The 23,378-nt window shown below is 53.6% G+C and carries 20 protein-coding genes and 1 other RNA gene; 11 read left to right on the top strand and 10 right to left on the bottom strand.

What is annotated here, in order from left to right:
* Positions 1 to 81: 81 nt before the first annotated feature.
* The 3 genes from E1N14_RS13585 (at position 82) to E1N14_RS13575 (ending at position 5,904) form a co-directional block, all read left to right on the top strand.
* Positions 82 to 2,298: a DUF2157 domain-containing protein gene (locus E1N14_RS13585; RefSeq protein WP_062793372.1), complete on the top strand. Its 2,217-nt coding sequence runs from the start codon at positions 82 to 84 to the stop codon at positions 2,296 to 2,298.
* On the top strand, positions 2,295 to 2,813 hold the full coding sequence (locus E1N14_RS13580; RefSeq protein WP_025011218.1) for a GDYXXLXY domain-containing protein: 519 nt from the start codon (positions 2,295 to 2,297) through the stop codon (positions 2,811 to 2,813). Before E1N14_RS13585 ends, E1N14_RS13580 begins: the two co-directional genes overlap by 4 nt.
* A 253-nt stretch (positions 2,814 to 3,066) precedes the next feature.
* Entirely contained in the window at positions 3,067 to 5,904 is a 2,838-nt protein-coding gene (locus tag E1N14_RS13575) for an ExeM/NucH family extracellular endonuclease (RefSeq protein ID WP_062793373.1), read from the top strand.
* Between the two features lie 118 nt (positions 5,905 to 6,022).
* On the opposite strand, the gene fabV is transcribed toward E1N14_RS13575, so the two are convergent.
* The 7 genes from fabV to pspF all read right to left on the bottom strand — a co-directional run bounded on the left by fabV (position 6,023) and on the right by pspF (position 13,936).
* Complete coding sequence (fabV, locus tag E1N14_RS13570; RefSeq protein ID WP_025887141.1) at positions 6,023 to 7,225, bottom strand: enoyl-ACP reductase FabV; 1,203 nt, start codon at positions 7,223 to 7,225, stop codon at positions 6,023 to 6,025.
* 116 nt (positions 7,226 to 7,341) lie between these two features.
* Positions 7,342 to 8,127 carry a peptide ABC transporter ATP-binding protein gene (locus E1N14_RS13565; protein ID WP_025011219.1) on the bottom strand — a complete coding sequence of 262 codons (786 nt, stop codon included), beginning with the start codon at positions 8,125 to 8,127 and terminating at the stop codon, positions 7,342 to 7,344.
* Entirely contained in the window at positions 8,108 to 9,115 is a 1,008-nt protein-coding gene (locus E1N14_RS13560; protein WP_025011220.1) for a peptide ABC transporter ATP-binding protein, read from the bottom strand. Before E1N14_RS13560 ends, E1N14_RS13565 begins: the two co-directional genes overlap by 20 nt.
* A gap of 2 nt (positions 9,116 to 9,117) precedes the next feature.
* Positions 9,118 to 10,008, bottom strand: coding sequence for an ABC transporter permease subunit (locus tag E1N14_RS13555; RefSeq protein WP_028780445.1), 891 nt, complete (start codon positions 10,006 to 10,008; stop codon positions 9,118 to 9,120).
* Positions 9,995 to 11,026, bottom strand: coding sequence for an ABC transporter permease (locus E1N14_RS13550; protein ID WP_025011221.1), 1,032 nt, complete (start codon positions 11,024 to 11,026; stop codon positions 9,995 to 9,997). Before E1N14_RS13550 ends, E1N14_RS13555 begins: the two co-directional genes overlap by 14 nt.
* Positions 11,026 to 12,630: an ABC transporter substrate-binding protein gene (locus tag E1N14_RS13545; RefSeq protein WP_234520667.1), complete on the bottom strand. Its 1,605-nt coding sequence runs from the start codon at positions 12,628 to 12,630 to the stop codon at positions 11,026 to 11,028. The genes E1N14_RS13550 and E1N14_RS13545 overlap by 1 nt, the downstream gene beginning before the upstream one ends.
* Before the next feature lie 226 nt (positions 12,631 to 12,856).
* Positions 12,857 to 13,936, bottom strand: a complete 1,080-nt coding sequence (pspF, locus tag E1N14_RS13540) for a phage shock protein operon transcriptional activator (RefSeq protein ID WP_025011222.1) — start codon at positions 13,934 to 13,936, stop codon at positions 12,857 to 12,859.
* A gap of 179 nt (positions 13,937 to 14,115) precedes the next feature.
* On the opposite strand from pspF, the gene pspA reads away from it, so the two are divergent.
* From pspA to E1N14_RS13510, 6 genes are all read left to right on the top strand, one after another.
* Positions 14,116 to 14,799: a phage shock protein PspA gene (pspA, locus tag E1N14_RS13535; RefSeq protein ID WP_028780442.1), complete on the top strand. Its 684-nt coding sequence runs from the start codon at positions 14,116 to 14,118 to the stop codon at positions 14,797 to 14,799.
* A 20-nt stretch (positions 14,800 to 14,819) separates the two neighbouring features.
* Positions 14,820 to 15,053, top strand: a complete 234-nt coding sequence (pspB, locus tag E1N14_RS13530; protein ID WP_025011223.1) for an envelope stress response membrane protein PspB — start codon at positions 14,820 to 14,822, stop codon at positions 15,051 to 15,053.
* Complete coding sequence (pspC, locus tag E1N14_RS13525) at positions 15,046 to 15,435, top strand: envelope stress response membrane protein PspC (protein WP_025011224.1); 390 nt, start codon at positions 15,046 to 15,048, stop codon at positions 15,433 to 15,435. The genes pspB and pspC overlap by 8 nt, the downstream gene beginning before the upstream one ends.
* Before the next feature lie 54 nt (positions 15,436 to 15,489).
* Positions 15,490 to 16,926: a YcjX family GTP-binding protein gene (locus E1N14_RS13520; RefSeq protein ID WP_025011225.1), complete on the top strand. Its 1,437-nt coding sequence runs from the start codon at positions 15,490 to 15,492 to the stop codon at positions 16,924 to 16,926.
* A 3-nt stretch (positions 16,927 to 16,929) separates the two neighbouring features.
* Positions 16,930 to 18,063 carry a TIGR01620 family protein gene (locus tag E1N14_RS13515; RefSeq protein ID WP_025011226.1) on the top strand — a complete coding sequence of 378 codons (1,134 nt, stop codon included), beginning with the start codon at positions 16,930 to 16,932 and terminating at the stop codon, positions 18,061 to 18,063.
* Between the two features lie 129 nt (positions 18,064 to 18,192).
* Complete coding sequence (locus tag E1N14_RS13510; RefSeq protein WP_025011227.1) at positions 18,193 to 19,386, top strand: trans-sulfuration enzyme family protein; 1,194 nt, start codon at positions 18,193 to 18,195, stop codon at positions 19,384 to 19,386.
* 48 nt (positions 19,387 to 19,434) lie between these two features.
* Here the strand turns inward: E1N14_RS13510 and E1N14_RS13505 are convergent, their stop codons facing one another.
* Positions 19,435 to 20,829, bottom strand: coding sequence for a DASS family sodium-coupled anion symporter (locus E1N14_RS13505; protein ID WP_025887150.1), 1,395 nt, complete (start codon positions 20,827 to 20,829; stop codon positions 19,435 to 19,437).
* Positions 20,830 to 21,205: 376 nt separating this feature from the next.
* Between E1N14_RS13505 and E1N14_RS13500 the strand changes: the two genes are divergently transcribed.
* Positions 21,206 to 21,514, top strand: a complete 309-nt coding sequence (locus E1N14_RS13500; RefSeq protein ID WP_025011228.1) for a ComEA family DNA-binding protein — start codon at positions 21,206 to 21,208, stop codon at positions 21,512 to 21,514.
* 145 nt (positions 21,515 to 21,659) lie between these two features.
* An RNA gene (ffs, locus tag E1N14_RS13495) (signal recognition particle sRNA small type) lies at positions 21,660 to 21,755 on the top strand.
* Between the two features lie 363 nt (positions 21,756 to 22,118).
* Here the strand turns inward: ffs and E1N14_RS13490 are convergent.
* On the bottom strand, positions 22,119 to 22,409 hold the full coding sequence (locus tag E1N14_RS13490; RefSeq protein WP_025011229.1) for a late competence development ComFB family protein: 291 nt from the start codon (positions 22,407 to 22,409) through the stop codon (positions 22,119 to 22,121).
* A 62-nt stretch (positions 22,410 to 22,471) separates the two neighbouring features.
* Positions 22,472 to 23,377, bottom strand: a complete 906-nt coding sequence (locus E1N14_RS13485) for a histone deacetylase family protein (protein WP_025011230.1) — start codon at positions 23,375 to 23,377, stop codon at positions 22,472 to 22,474.
* Position 23,378 lies beyond the last annotated feature (1 nt).

The following is a 23,378-nucleotide window of genomic DNA, read 5'->3' as shown; positions in this document are numbered from 1 at the left end:
CTGCTGATCTGTTTGATCTGTTTGATCTTGTGATTAAATATAGGAACTTAATTCATTCAAGGAAAGCGGGCAGGTCATTTCATGGATGCTTTGCAACAACACAGAGCCCAGGCCAAGCAGCAACTTTATCTATGGCATTCGCAGCATCTTGTCTCGGGGGCTGCGTGGCGCAAAGCCTTGGGATTACTGCCATCACCTGGGGCCAAGCAGAGCCTGAGCTTTTTCAACCCTCTGCTGCTGGGGAGTGCTGCACTCTGTTTTGCTTCGGCGCTTATCTGCTTTTTTGCCTACAACTGGGCCGCTTTACCGCGCATGGGCAAGTTGGCGTTATTGGAAACCGGCTTGCTGGGCTGTTTGTTGCTGGCCTTTGCGTTGAGCCGATGGTTAAAGCCACCCCTTGCCGACAAGGCACAAGGCGCTTTGCCCTGGCTCCTGTTTGTGGCCTGTGTGTTTATCGGCGTCTTGCTGGCCTTTATCGGCCAGAGCTATCAGCAAGGGGCTGACAACTGGCAGTTGTTTGCCGTGTGGGCACTGCTTATTCTGCCCTGGGTGGTGTTTTTGAAACTGGAAGCCGGTTATCTGCTGCTTATCTTGCTGTTGAACCTGGCCCTGTGCTTGTTGCTGCAGATAACCTCATTGCCGTTTGCAGACCTGTTTAGCTTGCTGGGGGATGACAGGCTCGCTATCCCTTGGTCACTGTTTGCGCTTAATTGGCTGCTGCATCAATGCCTGCTTCGTTTTGCGCTGACAGACAAGCACGGCATCCCCCTCAGCGAGGTAACAAGCGGGCTGCTGAGTTGGGGCTTTTTGTTGTTGGCGAGTTGTTGGACACTGTTCGACTCCTTGAGCGCACAGCAGTTTATTGCTGTCGTTCTCTACGGGGTTGTTGCCGCAGCGCTGATACGAGGCTATCACACAAGGCGTAAACTCTACGGCATGGCGCTCGGGCTTTTCGGCACGGCAGCGCTGTTTGATCTCTGGTTGCTGCGCTTGCTGTCTGAAGTGCTTGACGGTGATGCCGTGGTACTGTTGTTTGCCCTGATGACGCTTTGCGTGCTGCTCAGTGCCTCAGTCGTCGCCTTGCTGCTAAAGCGCTTGCAGGCTGACTATCTGGCCGCTGCACCAGAGCAACAGACCCAAAAATACAAGGATGCGACAGCCGACACAGAGCCCAGGGAGGATGAGCAAATCGTCCTTAATGCGGACAGCCTTTTCTGGCAACGGCTGCAGCAGGCAGGCATTGTCTCGGGGGATGTGGCACAAGAGACACCAGAGTTGCAAAGTCCCTGGTATCTCAAGGCGATGCTTATCCTGTTTGGCTGGTTAGCCGGGATCTGTTTGCTGGGTTTCATCGGCACCAGCCTGGCGTTATTGTTGGACGATATTCAGCCTGGGTTGTTGCTGAGCCTGGCGCTGGCGGCATCTGCAGTGGCCTTTGGTTTGAGCCGAGGTCAAAGTGGACTGTTTATCTCTCAGTTTGCCTTGAGCTTTGCCGTGGCCGCCTTGGTGCTCTATGGCATAACCTTTGACGAGCTGCTGTTTGAAGTGGCTTCCTGGCGCTGGTGGTTGATGCTGGCCCTGGTGGCCTCGCTTCACTGGTATCTGCTGCCACCTTATTTGACCCGGTCCAGTTGCGCGCTGCTGGCATTATTGGCCTTGATTGCGCTGCTGCAGACTCTTTCATTATTACCCTTGGTGACGCCGGCACTGCTACTGGGCTTTGTGCTGCTTTGGCGCCATGAGGCCGACTGGGGCAAGACGCCGCTTCGCTGGCGCTCCCTTGCCATGGCCATGACCTTGGCGCTGCTCTTTTGTCAGACGCCGCAATTGGTTTGGCTGGAAGGTGTCTGGGAGTTAAAGGATACCGGTGTGAGCCTTGCTATGTTGCAGGGCGCGCAATGGTTACTTGAAGCTTTGCTGCTGTGGCAACTTTGGTGTCTTTTCGGCAGTCGAATGAACGCAATCCGGCATCAATTGGATGGGCGTTCGCAGGTGCTGTTGTTACTGGGACTGCTGTCGGCCTTGGTTTGGTTTTGGTGGATCCCCGGGCTTATCGCCGGCGCGTTGGTCGCGGTTTTCGGCTTTGTGCTGGCCGAGCGCTTGCTGCTCTGGCTCGGGGTCCTGGCTATGCCGGTCTACTGCGGTTATTACTATTACTCGTTACAGCAAACCTTGTTGGAAAAATCCTTGCTGCTGATGTTGCTTGGCGTGAGTCTGCTACTGCTCTGGTTTGCGCTCAAGCCTTTGAGCGACAGGCCTGAGTGGCTGGCGGCGCAGAATGGAGGAGAGCAGTCATGAAACCGAAATTGACGCCAAAAATCATGGGGTTGTGCCTCATATGGGGGCTGCTTTGTTTGCTGGCCATCAACATTTCCGTGTGGCAGAAAGAGCAGCTCTGGCAGCACGGTGAGCCCATTTTGCTTGAGCTGGCCCCGGTGGATCCCCGCTCGCTGATGCAGGGGGATTATATGCAACTCGACTATAAATTGGCCCGGAAACTGGCCAATGAGCTGCGTGCAAAAGGGCAGTTTCAGGACAATATGCAGGGCTGGCTCAGAGTGAGTCTCGACGAGCAGCAGCGCGCCGCTTTTGTGGCGTTGGAGAGTGACCCGGAGGCTCCTTTGTTGCAGCGGCAAAGACGCTTGCCGTTTAAAGTCCGTCAGGGAGAAGTGCAATTGGCGAGTCAGGCTTTTTTCTTTGAAGAGGGCCAGGCCGAGCATTTCAGCCAGGGGCGTTATGGCGAGCTGAGATTGGGCGCTGACGGGGAGCTGATGTTAGTGGGCTTGCGTGACAGCCAACTTAAGCCGCTTTGAACCTAAGAGTGGTAAGGCCATATTCTTAGAGCACTAGAGTTACTCAGGCGCTTTCAATTTTTTCTCCAAGCTAACCCCTTGATAGGACTAATTAACTAACACTAAAGTTTGATAAATATTTTACATATTGCAACTTGATTGTAACCTGTGGCCTTTATAGTGGCTGCATCTCCGGATGCGGGGATGTGGAAATAACATTACTTATTGATAAATAAGAAAATCACTATAATCAGGATATATTTCAGGGGTCAATATGTTAACCAAGGCAAGTCTGCTTGCCCTGGCCGTGGGCAGTATTGCTGCCCAGGCTCAGGCGAGCGAGCAAGTGATCATTTCCGAATATGTTGAAGGCTCAGGCAATAACAAGGCCATCGAACTCTTTAACGCCGGCAGCCAAGCTGTCGATCTCAGCCAGTATCAGCTGGATATCTTCTTCAATGGCAGTAGCAGCGCAGGCAGCAGCATTGCCCTGAGCGGCATGCTGGCCGCCGGTGGCACTCATGTATTGGCCGACAATGATGCCGATGCTGCAATCCTGACATTGGCGCAGCAAACCAGCAGCGCCAGTTTCTTCAACGGTGATGATGCCCTGGTGCTGAGCCGTAATGGTGAGGTGGTCGACAGCCTGGGCCAGGTTGGGGTGGATCCCGGCTCCGAGTGGGGCAGTGGTGATGTTTCCACTCAAAACAATACTATAAGGCGTAAGCTGGACAACTTGAGTGCGGATCTCGACCCCTTCGATGCGGTTGACCTCAGCGGTTGGGATGGTTTCGCCATCGATAATATCGACGACCTGGGGGCCTTTGGCGGTAATGCCGGCGAGCCGGGTGAACCGACAGATCCCGGTAATGGCGCCTTGGTTTGCGGCGATGCGGCTACACCCATTCATGCATTGCAGGGTAGCGGTGAGGCCAGTCCATTGGCTGGTGAAACCCTGGAAGTGGAAGCTATAGTCACCAGCAACCAGGAAGCGGGTCTCAAGGGATTGTTCCTGCAGATGGCCGATGCCGAGGCGGATGCCGATCCTTTGACCTCGGAAGGGGTGTTCCTGTACACAGGCAATAGCGCCAGTGGCTATCAGGCCGGCGACCGAATTCGAGTGCGGGCTCAGGTCACTGAATATCAAGGCCTGACCGAACTGACCAATGTCAGTGCCAAGGCCTTGTGTGCCACATCACAGCCTCTGCCGAGTGCAGCCAGAGTGAGCCTGCCGGTCAATGACAGCAGTGCACTTGAAGCCTTCGAAGGCATGTTGGTTAGCTTTGAGCAACATCTTACGGTAAACGAAGTCTACAACCTTGGCCGTTATGGTGAGGTGTTGTTGGGTTCAAGCCGTCACTTTATCGGTACTCAGGTGGCCAATCCCGGCGCCGATGCCTTGGCGGTTACGGCAGCCAATGCCCTGGATTCCATAGTGCTTGACGATGGCCTGACAGCACAAAACCCGGATCCTGTTATCTATCCGGCCCCGGGTCTGAGCGCCGCTAACCCGCTCAGAGTCGGTGATACTGTCACAAACCTCACCGCGGTGATGCATTACGGCTTTGGCATTTACCGTTTGATGCCGGTCGATACCGTCAACTTTGTTGCCGCCAATCCCAGAGCGTCCGAGCCTGAGTTGAATCGTCTCGATGCCTTGACAGTTGCCAGTTTCAACGTGCTCAACTATTTCAACGGCGATGGCCAGGGCGGTGGTTTCCCCACGTCCCGTGGCGCCGATACTCAAGAGGAGTTTGAGCGCCAACGAGCCAAGATAATCGCGGCGATGAAAACTATTAACGCCGATGTCTTCGGTTTGATGGAAATCGAGAACGATGGTTTCGGCAGTAACTCGGCAATTGCCGATCTGGCCCGCGGTCTCAACGACGCCATTGGCACTGACAGCTATCGCTATCTGGCGCCACAGGTTAATCGTATTGGCAACGATGAGATCAGCGTCGGTATTTTGTATCGTCAGGACAGAGTCACCCCGGAAGGGGTAGCGGCGATTCTGGACAGCAGCAATTCGGCGCTGGATGACAATGGTCAGGTGCTGTTCAACGATGGCAAGAACCGTCCCATGCTGACCCAGAAGTTTAGCGTGAACGACAGTGAGGATAGCTTTGTGGTGGCGGTCAACCACCTCAAGTCCAAGGGCAGTGATTGTAATGCGCTGGGCGATCCCGACATGAACGACGGCCAGGGTAACTGTAATCTGACCCGAACCCGCGCAGCCATGGCGATAGGCCAGTTCCTGCAGGCAGAATATCAGGATGACAAGGTGCTGGTGATAGGGGATCTCAATGCCTACGCCAAGGAAGATCCACTGACGACCCTGGCCAATGCCGGTTACGCCGAGCTGTTTGGCGAGCTTGGTAAGCCTTCAGCATACTCCTATGTGTTCTCCGGTGAGTCGGGACAGCTAGATCATGCATTGGCCAATGAAGCCATGCTGGCCAATGTTCGTGATGTGACCGATTGGCATATCAATACTGATGAACCCAGGGTGCTGGACTACAACACTGAGTTCAAGACGCCGGAGCAACTGCAAAGTTTCTACAGCAACGATGCCTTCCGCTCATCGGATCACGACCCTGTGATCATCGCCCTGGACTTTGCCGCGGCCAATCAGACACCGGTTGCCGAGTTCTCAGTGCAGCAAAATGGTGCCGCAGTGGCGCTTGCTAGCACTTCGAGTGATAGCGACGGTGAGTTGGTGAGCCTGGAGTGGGATCTGGGTGATGGTACTCAAGCCTTTGGCGAGCAGGTGAGCCATGAATACCAACAAAGCGGTGTCTACCTCATCACTCTGACCGTGACCGATGACAAAGGTGCCCAGCACAGTGTCAGCCGTGAGGTAACCGTTGAGATAGCCCCTGAGCCGACCGAGCCTGTGGCGGTTATCCGTCATCTGGATCTTTGGCTGCTGCAGGTGTTTATCTCCGAGAGCTATGATCCTGACGGTTATATCAAAAAGCAGCAGTGGCGCTTCAACGATGGGCGTAGATTCAACGGCCCGGTTGCCATGCGTATTGGCGGTCGTGCCAATGAAGTGACACTGACAGTGACCGACAATGATAAGCAAAAGGCCAGCACCAGCCTGAGCTTCTAATCAAAAATACCCGAAAAGGTAAAACGCCCCCAATAGCTAAGGCAATTGGGGGCGTTTCTTTTGTGCATTTAATCAAGAGCAGCGTTTAACAGCGACTTGATACTTGCCTGCACCTTGTTTAGAGCTCTATAACATCAAACTCAACGGCCGGATTAACGTCGGCATCATAGTCTATGCCTTCGATACCAAAGCCAAACAGCTTGAGGAATTCGGCCTTGTACTCACGGTAGTCGGTCAGCTCACTGAGGTTTTCTGTGGTGATTTGTGGCCAGAGATCGCGGCAATGCTGCTGGATATCTTCTCTCAGTTCCCAATCATCCAGGCGCAGGCGGTTGGCATCGTCTACTTCTGGCTTGCTGCCATCGGCCTTGTATAGGCGCTCGCTGAACATACGGTAAATCTGTTCCATGCAGCCTTCATGCAGGCCTTCTTCGCGCATCTTCTTGAAGACCATGGCGATATACAGTGGCATTACCGGAATAGCCGAACTGGCCTGAGTGATCACACTCTTGAGCACGGCGACATTGGCACTGCCACCCTTGGCGGCCAGTCTTTGGTTCAGTTCGCCGGCGGCGCGGTCGAGATCCATCTTGGCTTTACCCAGAGCGCCATGCCAGTAGATAGGCCAGGTCAGCTCTGTACCTATATAGCTGTAAGCTACTGTCTTGCAACCATCGGCCAGCACGCCGGCCTTGTCGAGGGCATCTAGCCACAGTTCCCAATCCTGACCACCCATCACAGTAACAGTATCTTTGATTTCCTGCTCTGTCGCCGGCTCAACCGAGGCTTCAATGATGGTGTCTTTGTTGGTGTCCACCGCGGTAGAGCGATATGACTCGCCGATAGGCTTGAGGGCCGAGCGGATCACTTCGCCGCTGTCTGGCAGTTTGCGTACAGGCGAGGCCAGTGAATAAACCACCATGTCTATCTGGCCCAGATCGGCCTTGATCAGCTCAATCACCTTGGCTTTGGCTTCATGGCTGAAGGCATCACAGTTGATGCTCTTGGAATACAGGCCTTCAGCCTTGGCAAACTTGTCAAACGCCGCCGAGTTGTACCAACCGGCTGTGCCGGGTTTGGTCTCAGTGCCGGGCTTTTCAAAAAAGACCCCGATAGTGGCAGCATCGGAACCAAAGGCGGCGGCAATACGGGAGGAGAGACCATAACCACTGGAAGAACCTACCACCAGCACTTTCTTGGGGCCATTGGCTATCTTGCCTTTGGCCTTGGTGGTGTTTATCTGCTCCAGCACGTTGGCTTCACAGCCCAGAGGATGAGTAGTGGTACAAATGAAACCACGAATTTTAGGTTTAATAATCATGTCTTAGCTTCTTCTTCCGAAAACTGTCATTAGGATAAGTATTTCAACTCTAATTGGTACTGATTTTTTCAAAAAGCCTGCCGACGGGGCAGTGGTTGGAGCAGTTTGAACCCTTATCAACGCTTGCGGGCCAGTTGTGCCTGCTCCTGCAATAATCTTTGGGTGTATTCGTGTTGCGGATCATTGAACAGGGTCTCGGTGGCGGCTTTTTCCACCATCACCCCCTTGTGCAACACCATGATCTTGTCGCTTACATGGCGGATAACATTGAGGTTGTGGGACACAAAAATATAGGAAAGCCCCATCTCTTTTTGCAGCTTGAGCAGCAGGTTGAGGATCTGGGCCCGCACCGAGAGATCCAGCGCCGTCAGAGCTTCATCGGCGATAATGATCCTCGGGTTGAGCATCAAGGCCCGGGCCACCGCCACCCGCTGTTTCTGACCTTCGGAAATCATGTGGGGATAAAACTCCACGTGTTCCGGCAGCAAGCCGACTTTGCGCAAAGTCTCAACCACTTGCTCACTGCGGGCATGGGCCGAGAGCCGGGTATTGAACCTCAGCGGCTCATTGAGCAGTTCCCCTATGGTCAGCCTGGGGTTGAGTGAGGTATTGGGATCCTGGAATATCATCCGGATAAGTCTGCAGCGCTGTTTCAGATCATGGCTGTCGAGCGGCTCGCCATTGAACAGAATTTGCCCGCCGCTGCGATACTCGGCACCGACCAAAATACGGGCCAGAGTACTCTTGCCGGAGCCGGCTTCACCGGCAATGGCCAGGGTTTCGCCACTGTTGAGTTCAAACGAAATGGGCGCCAAAGCCTCAGTATATTGGCGGCGAAAGCCCTTGTAGCCGCTGAAGTAGCGTTTGCTCAGGTCCGTGACTTTAAGCAAGGGAGTCGTCATCAATAGGCTCACTCTGATAAGGGAAATGGCAGGCGTAATATCTGTCTTTATGATGGCTCAGTTGCGGTTGCACCACGCATTGTTTGCGGGCTTCCGGGCAGCGAGGCCCCAGGCGGCAGCCTATCGGCAGATGTTGCAGCGCCGGCACTGAGCCTGGCAGGGTCGGCATCAGTGTCTTGTGGGCTGCAGGGCCTGAGTAGTCCGGCATATTATCCAGCATCGCCTTGGTATAGGGATGATAAGGCTGCTCAAGTAGCTCTGCGGTAGGGCCGGATTCCATCACCTGGCCGCTGTAGAGCACAGTCAGACGGTTACACCAGTTCGACAGTGTGTCCAACTCGTGGCTGATCAGCAAGATGGCGACGTTCTGCAACTGATTGAGCTGAGTCAACAGACGAAATATCTGCGCCTGGGTACTGGGTTCCATCGAAGCCGTGGGTTCATCGGCGATCAGTAACTTGGGACGATTGGCGAGCGCCATGGCAATCATCACTTTCTGGCATTCACCTTCGGAGAGTTCCCAGGCGTAGCTGGCCAGCACCCGCCGCGGCTCTTTGACCCCCACCTTGTGCAACCATTTTTGTGCTGTAAGACGCCGCTCTTTACCGCGGCGCCAGAAAGGTGTTTGCTTATTCAGCGGCATGGCTTCAATCAATTGGCTGCCCACAGTGAGCGCCGGGTCAAAGCTGCCGGAGGGATCCTGAAATATCATCGACATATCAGAGCCCATAAGGCTGCGCCGCTCCGCCTGATTCATTTCCATCAGGTTGCGGCCATCCCACATCATGCGATCGGCGGTGACAGTCCAGTTGGGGCCGGGGATCCCGAGAATGGCCCGCGCCATGAGAGAGCGGCCCGAGCCGGATTCACCGACCAGACCATGGATTTCACCGGCATTGACTGTCAGGCTGACTTTTTCCAGCGCCTTGACCCGCCCATGGGGCGTGTCCAGTTCTATGGTGAGATTACGAATATCGAGTAACGGCATAATCAGTTTCTGATGGGCGCAAGCGCCGATCTCAGTCCATCGCCGACCAGGTTGACGGCCAACACACTCAGCAGGATAGCGGCTCCCGGAATGGTCACTGTCCAGGGAGCGGTCAGCAGGTTATCCAGGCCCTGGAATACCATGGCACCCCATTCGGATTTGGGCGCCTGGGCACCGAGATTGAGGAAACCCAGCGCGGCGATATCCAAAATGGCCGCCGATATTGCCAGCGTTGTTTGAATAATCACAGTCTCCCAGACATTGGGCATAATCACAAACCAGAATATCTGCAGACCATTGGCGCCATCCAACTTGGCGGCGGTGACATATTCTTTTTGCAACTCTTCATGCACGGCTTGATGTATGGCGCGAACAAACTGAGGCGTGAGCGCGATACCCACGGCCCAGAATACGTTCATCAGCCCGGGGCCCATTACCGCCACCACCAGAATAGCCATCAAGAGTGATGGAATCGACAGCAAGGCATCGAGCAGGTGCCCTAGGATACTGGACTTGAGGCCGCGCATCATCCCCGAGAATGAACCTATGATAAATCCGACCAGGAGTGCGGTGGCGACAATCGCCAGCGCCATGCCGAAGGTGTAACTGGTGCCATGCAGCAGGCGGGAAAAGATATCCCGGCCGAGATCGTCTGTACCGAGAAAGTGCTCAACCGTGCCGAGATCGTCCCAGGATGGTGGCAGTAACAGGGCGTTGGGATCTTGAAAATCGGCCGGGTAGGGGGCAATCATGGGCCCGAACATTGTCAGGATCAGCAGGCAGAGCACGCCCCAAAGCCCGGCAAGCGCAAAAGGATTGGCGGCAAAGGTACGCCAGAGCTTGAGGCTGGGGGATGGAATATCGTCTTCCTGATAAATCTTAATTTGAGGCATAGAGTTCCTTCCTGCTGAGCGGATTGGTGGCCGTATGCAGCACTTCAATCAGAATACTCAGAAAGATAATCAGCAGCGCTACCGCCAGTGTACCGCCCTGGATCACAGTGTAATCCCGTTGGTAGATACCTGATACCAGCCAGGAGCCGACCCCGGGCCAGCTGAAGATCACTTCCACCACTATGGCATAGCTGGCAAATGGCCCCAGCATAAGTCCCAGGTGCTTGAGCAGGGGGATTAAGGCATTGGGCAGGGCGTGGCGCAACACGATTTTACCCGTGGGCAGGCCTCTGGCCTCGGCGGCACGGATATAGGTCTGGTTCATCACATTCATCATCGCCGAGCGGGTAATACGCACCACCACGGTAAAGGGCAACACAGACAAGGTCAGCGCCGGCAGGATAATGTGCAAGGCGGCATCCTTAAAGGCGGATAAGCGGTATTGCGAGTCGGACAGCAGGGTATCTATCAGCATAAAACCGGTCACAGGCTTGATCTCATAGAGCAGGTTTATCTGCCCGGAAATTGGCAGCCAACCCAGTCTGACCCCGAACCAGAGTGACAGGGACAGCCCGAGCCAGAATACCGGAATCGAGTAACCTGTCAGTGTCACCGCCATGATGGCGTTTTGGGTCAGTTTCTGTTTACTCAGCGAGGCCAACACCCCCAGCGGCACCCCGAAGATGATGGCAAACAAACCGGATACAGTCGCCAGTTCGAAAGACGCCGGCAGTACCGCCAACAGCTCTTCTGCCACCGGTCTTTGAGAGGTCACAGAAATGCCGAGATCGCCACTGAGCCTCTGCCCCAGGTAGCCAATAAACTGAGAAAAGGAGCCGCCATCGAGATGATAGTCGGCGATGATTTGTGCCTCCTGGGCATCACTCGGGGCTTGGATCCCGGTCAGGGCATAGATGCGGTCCACCGGAAACAAACTGGTGGCGTAGAAGAGTACACAGATAAGGATGAGTGAGGTGGCGACAAAGAGATTAAGCCTGCGCAGCAGATAAGCAGCCATCAGTTTTGCTCCTTGGCGGGCGATGTTTTTTTCTCAACAGCCGGTTTGTTGCCGTGGCCTATGTTGGCAAAGGCGATGCCGCCAAAAGGCGTGAGGCTGGTTTCGGTCACGCTGGCATTCTTCAGTGCCATACGTTTGGCATGAGCCAGGCTCACCAACGGCATATCCTGTGCCAGAATCGCCTCGGCCTGGTGGTACAGCAAACTTCGGCTTTCTCTGTCGGTCACGCTTCTGGCCTGGTTGAGCAGGGCGTCAAACCTGGGGTTACACCAGCGAGAACGATTGTTGTTGGAGGCGATAGAGCCACAACTGAGTAAGGGGGTAAAGAAGTTATCCGGATCGCTGTTGTCGGCGTTCCAGCCGATGAGTACCGAGTCATAATCACTGCGTGCCAGTTTTTGGGTGAAGACACTCCAATCGTAGTTGACGATATTGACCTTGACACCTATGGTCGCCAAATCGGCCTGGATCAGCTCGGCGGTCTTCAGCGCATTGGGGTTGTATATTCGTGCCACAGGCATAGCCCAGATATCCAGCTCCAGTTTATCTATGCCGGCTTCATCCAGCAGAGCTCTGGCTTTGTCAGGGGCATATTCATAACTCTTGGCCGAATCGGAATAGGCCCAGGAGGAGGGCGGCAGAATACCGGTTGCCTCGACGGCTGTGTCCTGATAAACGGCCCTTAGCAGGTTTTGCTTGTCGATGGCGTAGGCCAGCGCCCGTCTGACCCTGACATCATTGAACGGCGGCTTTTGGGTATTGAAGGCCCAATAGGCCACATTCATCCCGGGGCGGCTTTCCAAAACCAGGTTGTCGTGCTGCTCAATAACCGGCAACTCACCGGCCTTGGGCAAGGCCGAGACGCTGCAATCGCCGGTGATCAGCTTGGCCAGGCGGGTAGTGCTTCGTGGCGTGATATCGAACACCAGCATTTCAGACTGCGGCATATTGCCCCAGTAACCCGGGTGGCGCCGGTAGCGGATATATTCATTCTTAACGTATTGCACCAGCATAAAGGGGCCTGTTCCTATCGGCTGGTTATCCAACTGCTGCGGGCTGCCTTGGGCAAGAAGCTGATCGGCATACTCTTTGGAGAGGATCACCGCAAAGTCGGTGGCCAGGTTGGAAAGGAATGAGGCATCGGGCTGGGTGAGTTCAAATCTGACTCTATATTCGCCCTGTTTGCTGATGGATTTTATCAGCCCGGCAAAACCTATGCTTTGGAAGAAGGGGTAACCGCCCTGAGCTACCTCATGGAAAGGGTGCTGCTTGTCTATGATGCGATTGAAACTGAACAGCACATCATCTGCATTGAAATGCCGACTGGGGTGAAAGTAGGGCAGATCGTGAAACTGGGTACCCTGGCGCAGCTCAAACTCATAACTGAGGCCGTCTTCGCTTATCTGCCACTCGGTTGCCAGTGCCGGAATGATATCACCGCTCTCGGGATCATAATCCACCAGGCGGCTATAAATTTGGTGCGAGGTGGCATCGATTGTGGTTCCCGAGGTCACCAGCTGCGGGTTGAACGACTCGGGATTGCCCTCGGAGCAGTATACCAGGCCGGAGGGCACTTTCTGTTGACCACAGCCGCCAAGCAGCATTGTCAGAGCCAGGCCGGTCAGTATGCTCCCGGTCAGCTTCAGGCGCCGGCATGAGCGGAATAAACGCCCTGCCACAAGATCTCCGTAGAGCTTGCTCCTGGAGACTCGCGCCATTGCATCAGAGTCTCGCCCGGGGCGTAACGTCAGCAGATTCATTGCAAAATCGTTAGTTATTCAGATGTTGACCGAACATTTTAGCAGTGCAGCCGTTACCTGGGCAATCGGCTTATGCCTTATCGAGCAAATTGTATTTTTTCAGTATGCCTCTGAGCTGATGGTAGCTAAGTCCCAGTAGCTCAGCGGTTTTCTTTTGATTGAACTGGCTGGCACTGAGCGCACGTTGAATAAGGTCAGTCTCGAAGTCTTCACAGCACTGTTTGAAGTCCACCGGGAACTGTATCTGGTTTGCCGAAGGTTCCGGGCTATCGTTTGTCGGTGCGGCGGCACTGCCGGCAATGACTTCATTGCCAACTTCAGCGGTCGCCAGCTGGTGACTATGAGTCTTGACCCGCTTGGTGGGGCGGTAGGGCGAGGCAAAAGGGTCGAGCACTATATTCTCAATCGGTTCGGGGTTATGACCATGGCGATAGACGCTGCGCTCTATGGCGTTTTTCAGCTCCCGAATATTACCCGGCCAGCTGTGATCCATCATGGTCGCCACGGCTTCGGCGGCAAAACCGGTAAACAGCTCCAGTTTGAGCTGACGCGCCATCCCCACGGCAAAGTATTCTGCCAATGGCAAAATATCTTCCCGGCGGCAGCGCAGCGGCGGCAGGGTGATCACATCGAACGCCAAACGGTCGAGCAGATCGGCTCGAAACTCGCCGGCTTCTGCCAGACTGGGTAAATCTTCATTGGCGGCGCAGATTAGGCGTACATCGGCATTGAGGGTCTTGCTGCCGCCCACCCTTTCATATTCACCATATTCTATGACCCGCAGCAGCTTCTCCTGAATGAGGCCGGACGTATTGGCCAGCTCATCGAGAAACAGGGTGCCGCCGTCGGCGCGCTCGAAGCGGCCTTCATGACGCCCCTTGGCGCCGGTAAATGCGCCGGACTCATGGCCAAACAGTTCACTTTCCAGTAGATTTTCACTCAGAGAGGAACAATTGAGCTTGATAAAACTCTGATCCCAGCGTTGGGAAAGATAGTGCAGACGTTCGGCGATCAGCTCTTTACCCGTCCCCCGCTCACCTATGATAAGCACAGGTTTGGACAGTGGTGCGATTTGGGAAACGTGCTCCAACACCTCCAACAGGGCATTGGATTGACCGATAAGATTGTCTTGCTGATAGGGATTGGCCACGATAACAGTTAGTCTTTAACGCTAATAATTGGTGAAAATCATAATATGCGGGTAGGTTAAATAAATAAAGAGAAAGTTAAAATTTATATTAAACTATTGATTTTAAATGGTGTTTAAAAGTTGGCACGGGATCTGTATTACAAGAACCGAGACCCACAATAAATGTAGAGGACAGGATTATGGGAATTTTCACACGTTTTGCCGACATCATTAATGCCAACATTAGTGCCTTGCTGGACAAGGCGGAAGATCCGGAAAAAATGGTGCGCCTGATCATTCAGGAAATGGAAGATACCCTGGTTGAAGTGCGTTCTACTTCGGCTAAAGTATTGGCAGAGAAGAAAGAGTTGCTCCGCCGTATTGGCAAAGTGCAGGCTCAGGTGCAGGATTGGCAGGAAAAGGCCGAACTGGCACTGACCAAAGACAGGGAAGATCTGGCCAAGGCCGCGCTGGTTGAAAAGCAAAAAGCCGCTACCCTGGCGCAAACTCTGGAGCAAGAGCTCGAGGTGGTTGAAGAGCATATTGCCCGCCTGAAAGAGGAAGTGGGTCAACTGCAGGAAAAGCTGGCCGATGCCAAGGCTCGCCAGAAGACCATCATAATGCGCAAGCAAACCGCTTCTTCACGCCTGGAAGTGAAAAAGCAGCTGGATTCCAGCAAAATCGACAACGCCATGCTCAAGTTTGAGCAGTATGAGCGTCGCATCGAAGGGCTGGAGGCTGAAGTTGAGTCCTATGATCTTGGTGGCAAAAAGTCCAGTCTGGAAGAGGAGTTTGCGGCACTCAAGGCCGAAGATTCTGTCAGCGCCGAGCTGGAAGCCTTGAAGGCCAAGGTGAAAGGCGATAGCGCCAAAACCAAAAAATAATACAGACTCAGAGGTGATTTATGGATATGGACTTACTGCTGGCACCCCTGATTATCTTCATGATCTTTGTGGCGCCAATCTGGTTGATTCTGCATTACCGCAGTAAACGTCAGGTGAGCCAGGGGCTTACCGAAGCAGAGTTCAAACAGCTTAACGACTTGATAGACACAGCTGACAAGATGGGCCAAAGGATTGAAACGCTGGAAGCCATCCTGGATGCCGAGTCCCCGGAATGGAGGCAACGTCATGACTGAATCAGGCAAGCGTACTCTTTACCGCATTCCCCAGCAAAGGAAGATCGCCGGGGTCTGTGCCGGGGTAGCCGAGTACTTTAATCTGGAACCTTGGTTGGTTCGGGTGGCTACGGTTTCAATCCTTGTGCTCGGTGGCTATGGAATGGTGATTATCACCTATCTGGTGCTGTGGATGATACTGGATGTCAAACCTTGGACCGCCAAAGACACCCATAAGGACATTGGGGTCAAGAAAAAGGTCTGGCAAGCCGGGGAGCCCGCCAAACAGGCGCTCAGAGATGTAAGCAATCGCTTTCAATCACTGGAGCATAGGCTCAGGGCACTCGAACAACATGTCACCTCTGAGCAGTTCGAGTTGAAAAGACAGATCAATAACCTATAAATCCTTGTTCAAGGGGCGGTGCTTACCGCCCCGTTTGTTTGTATCAGGAGAATTATGGCAAGCGTCAGGCAAAAGTTCGGCAAACTCAAACACAAAACCCGCGAGTTGGCACAGCGCACCACAGACAGGCATCTTAGGTTGGCGGTTACCGGCCTTTCCGGCGCTGGCAAGACTGCCTTTATTACCGCGCTGGTGGATCGACTGCTGCGCGCCGGCACTGAGGCTGATGGCAGTGGCTTACCCCTATTTCAGGTGTGCCGCGACGGACGTTTACTCGGGGTCAGGCGGGAGCTGCAGCCTGATTTGACCATAGCTAGTTTTGACTTTGATGCTGCGATTGCCAGCTTGACCGCGGCCAAGCCCAGTTGGCCGGCATCGACCCGCAGTATCAGTGAGCTGCGGCTGACGCTCAAATATGTGCCTACCAAAGGGATGCTGGCAAAATTGGCCGACAGCGCCAAACTGCATCTCGACATAGTCGATTATCCCGGGGAGTGGTTGCTGGACTTGCCCATGTTGAGCCAGGACTTTAACCGCTGGTCTGAAACCCGCTTTGCCCGGCAATCAACCCTGGAAGCCTCGACTCTCTACCCTAAGTTTGCTGCGGCGCTGGCGACGCTGGATTTGTACGCCGATGCCGACGAGCAGGCGCTGGCCGCCATGGCCGAAAGTTATCGGTTACTGCTGCTGGATCTGGTGCAACAACAGGGATTTTATCAAGCCCAGCCGGGGCGAATGTTGCTCCCCGGAGAGCTGGCCGGTACGCCAATTTTGGCTTTTTTTCCCCTGTTACCCGAGCAACTCCAAGATAAGCAGCAACTGGCATCTGCCGGACGTCGCAGCAATTATCAGGTGCTCAGGCACAGATATCAGCAATATCTGGCCAAAGTGGTCAAGCCCTTCTATCAGGAGTATTTTGCCGGTTTCGACCGTCAGTTAATTCTGGTGGACTGCTTCAGCGCCCTTAATCGTGGCAAGGCGCAGTTTGAAGATATGGCCGAAGCACTCAATGCCATCAGCGCCAGCTTCCAGTATGGCCAGTCCAATTTGCTGCGACGTTTGTTTGCTCCTCGAATAGATACTCTGCTGTTTGCCGCCAGTAAAGTCGATCAGGTGACCCGGGATCAGCAGGGCAATGTGTTGTCACTACTCAGTGCCATGTTGGCGCCCAGTCGGCAACAGGCCGGATTTGCCGGCAGTCGGGTGGAAACCATGGCCATCAGCGCCATCAAAGCGACCCGTCACGGTATGGTCAAAGATGCCGATGGCGTGGAGGTGGAAGTGGTCTGTGGCCGACGCATGAGCGATGGCCAGAAGGTGACCCTGTATCCGGGCGAGGTGCCCAGAGCCTTGCCTGAGCAAGCGTTCTGGCAAAGGCAGGGATTTCATTTCTGTGAGTTTGCGCCGCCAGACAGCCAACCGGAACTAGGCTATGAACATATCCGGCTCGATCACCTGCTGGAGTTTCTTTTGGGCGACAAGTTGAGGTAAGTCGTGGCAAAACACAGTTCAGAAAAGCATGTTGATAATGCTGCCGGCAACGGCAGTCACGCTGATGAAACGCAAACCACAGAGTTGGCGCCGCAGAGAATTTTCAGTCATCAGCCGGAATCCGCCGCCGAATTGGCCGCGGCCAAGGATTTCCAAGGCAATGATTTTGTTGAATACCCCACAGAAGCCGAACTGGAACAAGTGCTGAGTGCACAGCCCAAGGCGGATGAACTCATCTCCCTCAAGCCCAAACGCTGGTCCTGGTTGGCGCGTTTGGCTCTGTTGGGCGTGATGGCGGCGGTCGTGGTGCAGACACTGCTCGGTCTTGTCGATGCCTGGCGCGACAGCCCTTGGCTGTTTGGTTTTTACAGCCTGGTGCTCGCTTTGGTGCTGGCCTGGGTAGGCAAGCTTTGTTTCGGGGAATGGCGCAAACTCAAACGCCTGCGCCAGGTGGAAGATACCCAGCAAACCGGGCAACGCCTGCTCGGCAGTATGCAGATGGGCGAAGCGCGCGATTTTATCTATGGTATTTGCAAGCAGATGCCCAAGGGACCGGAGCAGGACAGGCTGCAGACGCTGCTGAATCCGGAGCAGAATGATGCCGAGCAGTTGCAGCTGTTTGATCAGGTAGTGCTGACCGAGCGCGACAAGGTTGGTATGAAGCTGGTGCGCCGTTATGCGGCCGAATCGGCCCTATTGTTGGCGGCCAGCCCGCTGGCGGTACTGGATATGGCGCTGATCCTCTGGCGCAATCAGAAGATGATCCAGGATATCGCCCGCTGTTATGGGGTAGAGCTGGGTTATTGGAGCCGTATTCGGCTGATCCGCGGGATCCTGGTTAATATTCTCTATGCCGGCACCACAGAGCTTGCCACCGACTTGGGTACCCAATTGCTGTCGGTAGAGATGTCCGGCAAGCTTTCGGCGCGGCTTGGTCAGGGGCTGGGTGGCGGTTTGTTGACGGCGAGACTTGGCTATCAGGCGATGGCGCTTTGTCGGCCGCTGGCATTTTCCAGTGCCAGCAAGCCCAAACTGTCGCGGATCCACAAAGAACTCCTGTTGGAGCTGAAGGATTTTTCCGCCTCAGTGCTGGCCAGAAAAACCGAACGTAACAAAGATTTTACAACCAAGGGGTAATGATTTTTGCTTGCCGATTTGGGCAAGTCTTGCTGACTCAGTATGTTGGTGCCAGGACAACTGAATCATCCCGGGCGAGAAGCCGAATAACAATATAAGGGATGGTCGGACTGACATGGGGAGTTAAGCATGCAACACAAGCAGCCAAAAGCACTGCACTCAGCCACACTGGCTATTCATGGCGGCCACTCGGGCGAGCCTTCCGGGGCATTGGTGTCGCCTTTATATCAGAGTGCCACCTTCTGTTTTGATACCGCCCAAAGCGGTGGTCGCCGCTTTGCCGGTGAAGAAGAGGGCTATATCTATACCCGCTTGGGTAACCCGACGGTTGCCGAGCTTGAGCGGCGTCTGGCGCTGCTTGAAGGCGCTGAAGCCGCTGCTGCTGCCGCGTCCGGTATGGGCGCGGTATCGGCGGCCTTGCTGGCATACTTGAGTTGTGGCGATCATCTGCTGGCTTCCTCGGCCGTCTATGGCTGTACTTTTTCATTGATGACAGAGCAGTTTGCCCGCTTCGGTATTGAGGTTTCTCTGGTGGATTTTGCCGATCTCGCGGCCGTCGAGGCGGCTGTTCGCCCCAACACCCGGGTGATTTTCTGCGAAACGCCGGTGAACCCGCATCTGGCCGTGTATGATCTCCGCGCCATAGCCGCTATCGCCAAGCGCCATCAACTGACCAGCATAGTGGACAACACCTTTATGACACCGCTGCTGCAGCAGCCACTGCAGTTGGGAATCGATCTTGTGGTTCACAGCGCCACCAAGTATCTCAATGGTCATGGCGATGTTATTGCCGGTATCATCTGTGGCTCACAAGCGGCGATAACGGCCATCAAGCAACAACAGCTAAAAGATATTGGTGCCGTGCTATCACCTTTCGATGCCTGGTTGATTTTGCGAGGCCTGAAAACCCTCTCGGTACGACTCGAACGTCATTGCGATAACGCCGAGCGCCTGGCGCAGTATCTCAAATCCCATCAAGCCGTGGCCAAGGTACATTATCCCGGGTTGGTTTCCCATGCGGGCCATCAGTTTATCGGCTCGCAGATGCGCAGGGCCGGTGGGGTGTTGGCGTTTGAGCTGAAGGCCGATTTGGAGCAGTCCATGGCTTTTGTCAATCGACTGGGATTGTTCAAAATTGCCGTGAGTCTGGGGGATTGTGAGTCGCTTATTCAGCACCCGGCGTCCATGACCCATTCACCCTATACCCAAGAGGCGCGTCTTAAAGCCGGCATAGGCGACAGCCTGCTGCGAATATCGGCCGGGCTTGAAGATGTGGATGACCTGATAGCCGATCTGGAGCAGGCACTGACAGTGATCAGTTAAAAGAGACAAGGCGAGCATGGCTCGCCTTGTTTTTCGGCCTTAAGAGAATCAAATGCCCCAGAAGGTGTGGGCTATGATATAGAGCACCAACATACTGATGAAGTTGATGATAATACCGGCACGCATCATTTCAGACTGCTTTATGTAGCCTGAGCCGTAGACTATGGCGTTGGGTGGCGTGGCCACCGGCAACATAAAGGCGCAGGATGCCGAAATACCTATGAGCACCGACAACATTACGGGCGATAGCCCCAATGCTTCGGCGATAGCGGCAAACACAGGTACCAGCAAGGCGGCACTGGCGGTGTTACTGGCAAACTCGGTCAGCATTACCACAAAGAAAATGACCGCAAACACGAACAGCGACATATGGGTACTGCCGAAGATGTCTGTCATCCAGTGGGCCAGAAAGACGCTGGTACCAGTGGCTTTCAGTACGGCACTCAGGGTCAGACCGCCGCCGAACAGTATCAGCACACCCCAGTCGGTGGTTTTTTCTATTTTCTTCCAACCAACCAAGCCAAGCCCTGCCAGCAAAACCACTGCAGAAAGAGCGACTATGGTGTCAAACTGGCTGATACCGCCAAGGGCAGCCGATAGAGGCTGACTGAAGATCCAGCAGCAAACTGTGGCCAGGAAAATAAGCAGAGTCAGTTTTCCCTGGAAACTCAGTTTTTGATCTTCGATATCCAGTTTACATTCCACCGACAGATCCGGTTTGAAATACAGATAAAGGGCGATAAGCATGGTTGGCAACATCAAAGCCACGGTCAAGAGGCCAAACTCCAGCCAGTCGCTGAAGCTCAAGCCGGCCTGGGCAGCGGCGATGGCGTTTGGCGGACTACCTACCAGAGTGCCTATGCCACCAATGTTGGCCGAGTAAGCGATACCCAGCAGCATAAAGACATAGGTGTTGTGCTGGCTCTCTTTATCCAGTTGCTGCAAGATCCCCAGTGCCAGAGGCAACATCATGGCCGCTGTGGCCGTGTTGCTGATCCACATAGACAGCAATGCGGTTACCCCAAACAACATCATACAGGCGATGCTGAGTTTACCTTTGGAAGCCAGCAGCACCTTTTGGGCGATAAGGGTATCGATTTTTTGATGGTGCAGGGCAGCAGCCAATACAAAGCCACCAAAAAACAAATAGATAATTGGATTGGCAAAGTTGCTCATGGCAGCTTTGGTTTCAAACACACCGAAAAATACCGCCAGAACCGGAATGAGTATCGCCGTGATACTCAGATGAATGGCTTCAGTAAGCCAGAGCACAGCGGCAAATACCAAGATAGACAGACCGGTATTTACCCCGGGTTCAAAAGGTAAAAAGCTGTGCAATAGAAAAAGCAGCAGGATATCTGCAGCCAAGATCAACATGTTACGTTGTTGGGTGCTCTTCTCTGTCTGCGAAGGGGGTAAGCTTTCCGTTTGTTCTAAAGACATTCTCAACTTCCTCGTCTTGTTTTTATGGCAAGCAATTTAGGGCATAGCTCACATTTGGCAAAGGGCTTTCTTGGGTAAGTTAACTACCATGCCCACTACATTTGCATGAGGAATCTATCACGAAAGCGGCAAATATGAGAGTTGCATCACCATAAATTGATCGCCTTTGAGCGTTTTTTTGTTTCAAACGGTTAACTAAGGAGCACAGCCTTTACTTTGTTGAAAGAGAATGAAAGTTTAAAACGGTGACATTGGTCACATTAACTTATTGTACTAATGTCTAGTTGCAATAATTTGGCAATATTCGTGCGCTGGTCTACATTTCTTTAAGGCCAAGGAAAGGGATACCGGCCTTAACAAATGACAGGAGTCTTATATGAAAACACCATTCTATGCTTTGCTACTTGCAGCCACCCTGAGTTCTCCCCTATACGCCGGAGAGCCCACTAAAGACAAAACCCCACAAACGCCGCAAGCCGGCCGAGCGCAGGTTCATAAAATCAACATTAATACCGCTTCGGAATCTGAGCTGCAGTTACTGAAAGGGATAGGTGAGGCCAAGGCCAAAGCGATTGTTGAATATCGCAGCAGCCAAGGTAAATTCAAATCCATTGATGAGTTGACCCAAGTCACGGGTATCGGCGCCAAACTGGTCGAGCAGAATAAACATCTGTTGGTACTTTGAAGGGCAGAGATAAACACAAGTTTTTGTTTATCTTATGTTCACTTGAATGCCGCAGAGGGCAAACCTTAGTAATTTCCCTTGATCCCGGCGGGGCCATGATGGATAATCCCCGGCGTTGCAGCAAGGCTGCAAATCTGTGGTGACCCCAGGGTCCCCCGCAATGATAACTTGTGAACCCGGCCAGGCCCGGAAGGGAGCAACCGTAGCAAGTGACTCATGTGCCGGGGTGTGGCTCTGGGGGAACCTCCAATTCCAAACCTTTTCAAATAGTTAGCGCTGAAAGTACCTAAGGGGTCCACAAGGTGGTCCACTTTGAGTCTAGCTAAAGCCGATTTCCACCCCTATCTCTGTTACTCCTGACAAGATATTTGATGCGCCAGAAGCGCGGCCCCTCTATAGCGAAGAAGCACCAATGGCTACCATTAACACTTTTGTTTGGTATAAACAGCTGGCTACATGGACTGCGATGGCTTGGCTACCACCTCATTAACGGCCAAAACAAGACAGCCAAGAAGTAAAAGAATAGCAGCAGAGCGGTGACTTTATTTCCGCAGGTGAGGCTTAAACACAGAGTTATCCGTGTTTCTTGATAACTGGGCCTGTGCTACCCCTGCGCTTGCTGATCGGTTTCCAGTTTCGGGGGCAGTTTGGATTTCAAAAACGCCCGTGATTTCTCTAATGCCTGGTAGATTTCGTTGCGCATTCTATCTTGCTCTTGATAGTCACCGTAGAAATAGGTGTCTACCAAATGGTGAATGTAGCGCACTGGTAGTTGATTGAGCGTGATACAAGCCAGATCGGCCACATAGTCGACCGGCAGCTCGTCCATTAATCCCTCTTCAGCGAGGATTTCCATTAACAGCACTTCGTAGTAGTTGCGGATCTCTAACTGCATAGGTGACGCTCCCCAAAGTTTTGCTGCATTACGCTTGGTTTATAGCATTTGGTTTGTAGCCTTTAGCGATATAGCATAGCAGCGGCATGAAATAACTGACTGTGTCTGAGTGTTAATTGTAGAGGGTCTTTGCAGTATCCGCCTCCCGTGACACAGGCTATTGGTATTGCAGCGTCTCTGGCATGACGCAATACGCTCATATCCCGCCGGAATATGCCCTCAAGGCTGAGCTGCAGCAAGCCGAGTTCATCTTCAGCATGCACATCGACTCCGGCGTCATAAAGAATGAGATCCGGTCTATGAGTCAAGATCAGCAAAGGCAGTATCTGCTCCAGCGTTGAGAGGTACTCGTCATCACCAGCGCCTTTTTCAAGCTCGATATCATAGTGAGAGTCTGCTTTACGGGCGGGGAAGTTTTGCCGGCAGTGTATTGAGCAACTGATGATATTCGCATCGCCGACTGTCATGGTGGCTGTACCATCGCCTTGATGGACATCGCAGTCGACAATCAGAACCTTGTCCGCCAGTCCTTGGTTTATCATGCGTCTGGCACTATAGACCAGATCGTTGAAAATACAGTAACCGCTGCCAAAGTCCTGGTGAGCGTGATGGTAACCGCCGCTGATATGCAGCGCTATGCCGTGCTCGAACGCTTTTCGCGCCGCAAGCTCGGTACCGGCGACTGAGTGCAGTGTCCGCGTCAGTAGATGTTCGCTCCAGGGAAAACCTATGCGGCGCATCGCCTTGGGATCCAGTCGATTGTGAATAAACCCGGCAACATATTGAGGGCAATGCACAGAAGCGAGGGCGGTTTGGTTTGCAGGCTTTGGAGAACAGAGGCTGAATTGCCCGGAAAATGGAGTTTGGCACAGATACTCAAACAGGCGTTGATATTTGCTGATGGGAAATCTGTGCCGGGATGGTAACGCCAGCCTGGAATAGCTGGCGTGATATACCAAAGGGATCATC

The sequence above is a fragment of the Shewanella algae genome, from assembly GCF_009183365.2.
In the GTDB taxonomy this organism is placed as follows: Bacteria; Pseudomonadota; Gammaproteobacteria; order Enterobacterales; family Shewanellaceae; genus Shewanella; species Shewanella algae.
The sequence above is the reverse complement of the archived record's forward strand: the minus strand, read 5'-3'. Positions and strand labels throughout refer to the sequence as shown.

Excerpts from the sequence above, each read along its gene's own strand:
- E1N14_RS13585 (WP_062793372.1), top strand. The coding sequence starts at position 82 with ATGGATGCTTTGCAACAACACAGAGCCCAGGCCAAGCAGCAACTTTAT.
- E1N14_RS13580 (WP_025011218.1), top strand. The coding sequence starts at position 2,295 with ATGAAACCGAAATTGACGCCAAAAATCATGGGGTTGTGCCTCATATGG.
- E1N14_RS13575 (WP_062793373.1), top strand. The coding sequence starts at position 3,067 with ATGTTAACCAAGGCAAGTCTGCTTGCCCTGGCCGTGGGCAGTATTGCT.
- fabV (WP_025887141.1), bottom strand. The coding sequence starts at position 7,225 with ATGATTATTAAACCTAAAATTCGTGGTTTCATTTGTACCACTACTCAT.
- E1N14_RS13565 (WP_025011219.1), bottom strand. The coding sequence starts at position 8,127 with ATGACGACTCCCTTGCTTAAAGTCACGGACCTGAGCAAACGCTACTTC.
- E1N14_RS13560 (WP_025011220.1), bottom strand. The coding sequence starts at position 9,115 with ATGCCGTTACTCGATATTCGTAATCTCACCATAGAACTGGACACGCCC.
- E1N14_RS13555 (WP_028780445.1), bottom strand. The coding sequence starts at position 10,008 with ATGCCTCAAATTAAGATTTATCAGGAAGACGATATTCCATCCCCCAGC.
- E1N14_RS13550 (WP_025011221.1), bottom strand. The coding sequence starts at position 11,026 with ATGGCTGCTTATCTGCTGCGCAGGCTTAATCTCTTTGTCGCCACCTCA.
- E1N14_RS13545 (WP_234520667.1), bottom strand. The coding sequence starts at position 12,630 with ATGCTGCTTGGCGGCTGTGGTCAACAGAAAGTGCCCTCCGGCCTGGTA.
- pspA (WP_028780442.1), top strand. The coding sequence starts at position 14,116 with ATGGGAATTTTCACACGTTTTGCCGACATCATTAATGCCAACATTAGT.
- pspB (WP_025011223.1), top strand. The coding sequence starts at position 14,820 with ATGGATATGGACTTACTGCTGGCACCCCTGATTATCTTCATGATCTTT.
- pspC (WP_025011224.1), top strand. The coding sequence starts at position 15,046 with ATGACTGAATCAGGCAAGCGTACTCTTTACCGCATTCCCCAGCAAAGG.
- E1N14_RS13520 (WP_025011225.1), top strand. The coding sequence starts at position 15,490 with ATGGCAAGCGTCAGGCAAAAGTTCGGCAAACTCAAACACAAAACCCGC.
- E1N14_RS13510 (WP_025011227.1), top strand. The coding sequence starts at position 18,193 with ATGCAACACAAGCAGCCAAAAGCACTGCACTCAGCCACACTGGCTATT.
- E1N14_RS13505 (WP_025887150.1), bottom strand. The coding sequence starts at position 20,829 with ATGTCTTTAGAACAAACGGAAAGCTTACCCCCTTCGCAGACAGAGAAG.
- E1N14_RS13500 (WP_025011228.1), top strand. The coding sequence starts at position 21,206 with ATGAAAACACCATTCTATGCTTTGCTACTTGCAGCCACCCTGAGTTCT.
- E1N14_RS13490 (WP_025011229.1), bottom strand. The coding sequence starts at position 22,409 with ATGCAGTTAGAGATCCGCAACTACTACGAAGTGCTGTTAATGGAAATC.
- E1N14_RS13485 (WP_025011230.1), bottom strand. The coding sequence starts at position 23,377 with ATGATCCCTTTGGTATATCACGCCAGCTATTCCAGGCTGGCGTTACCA.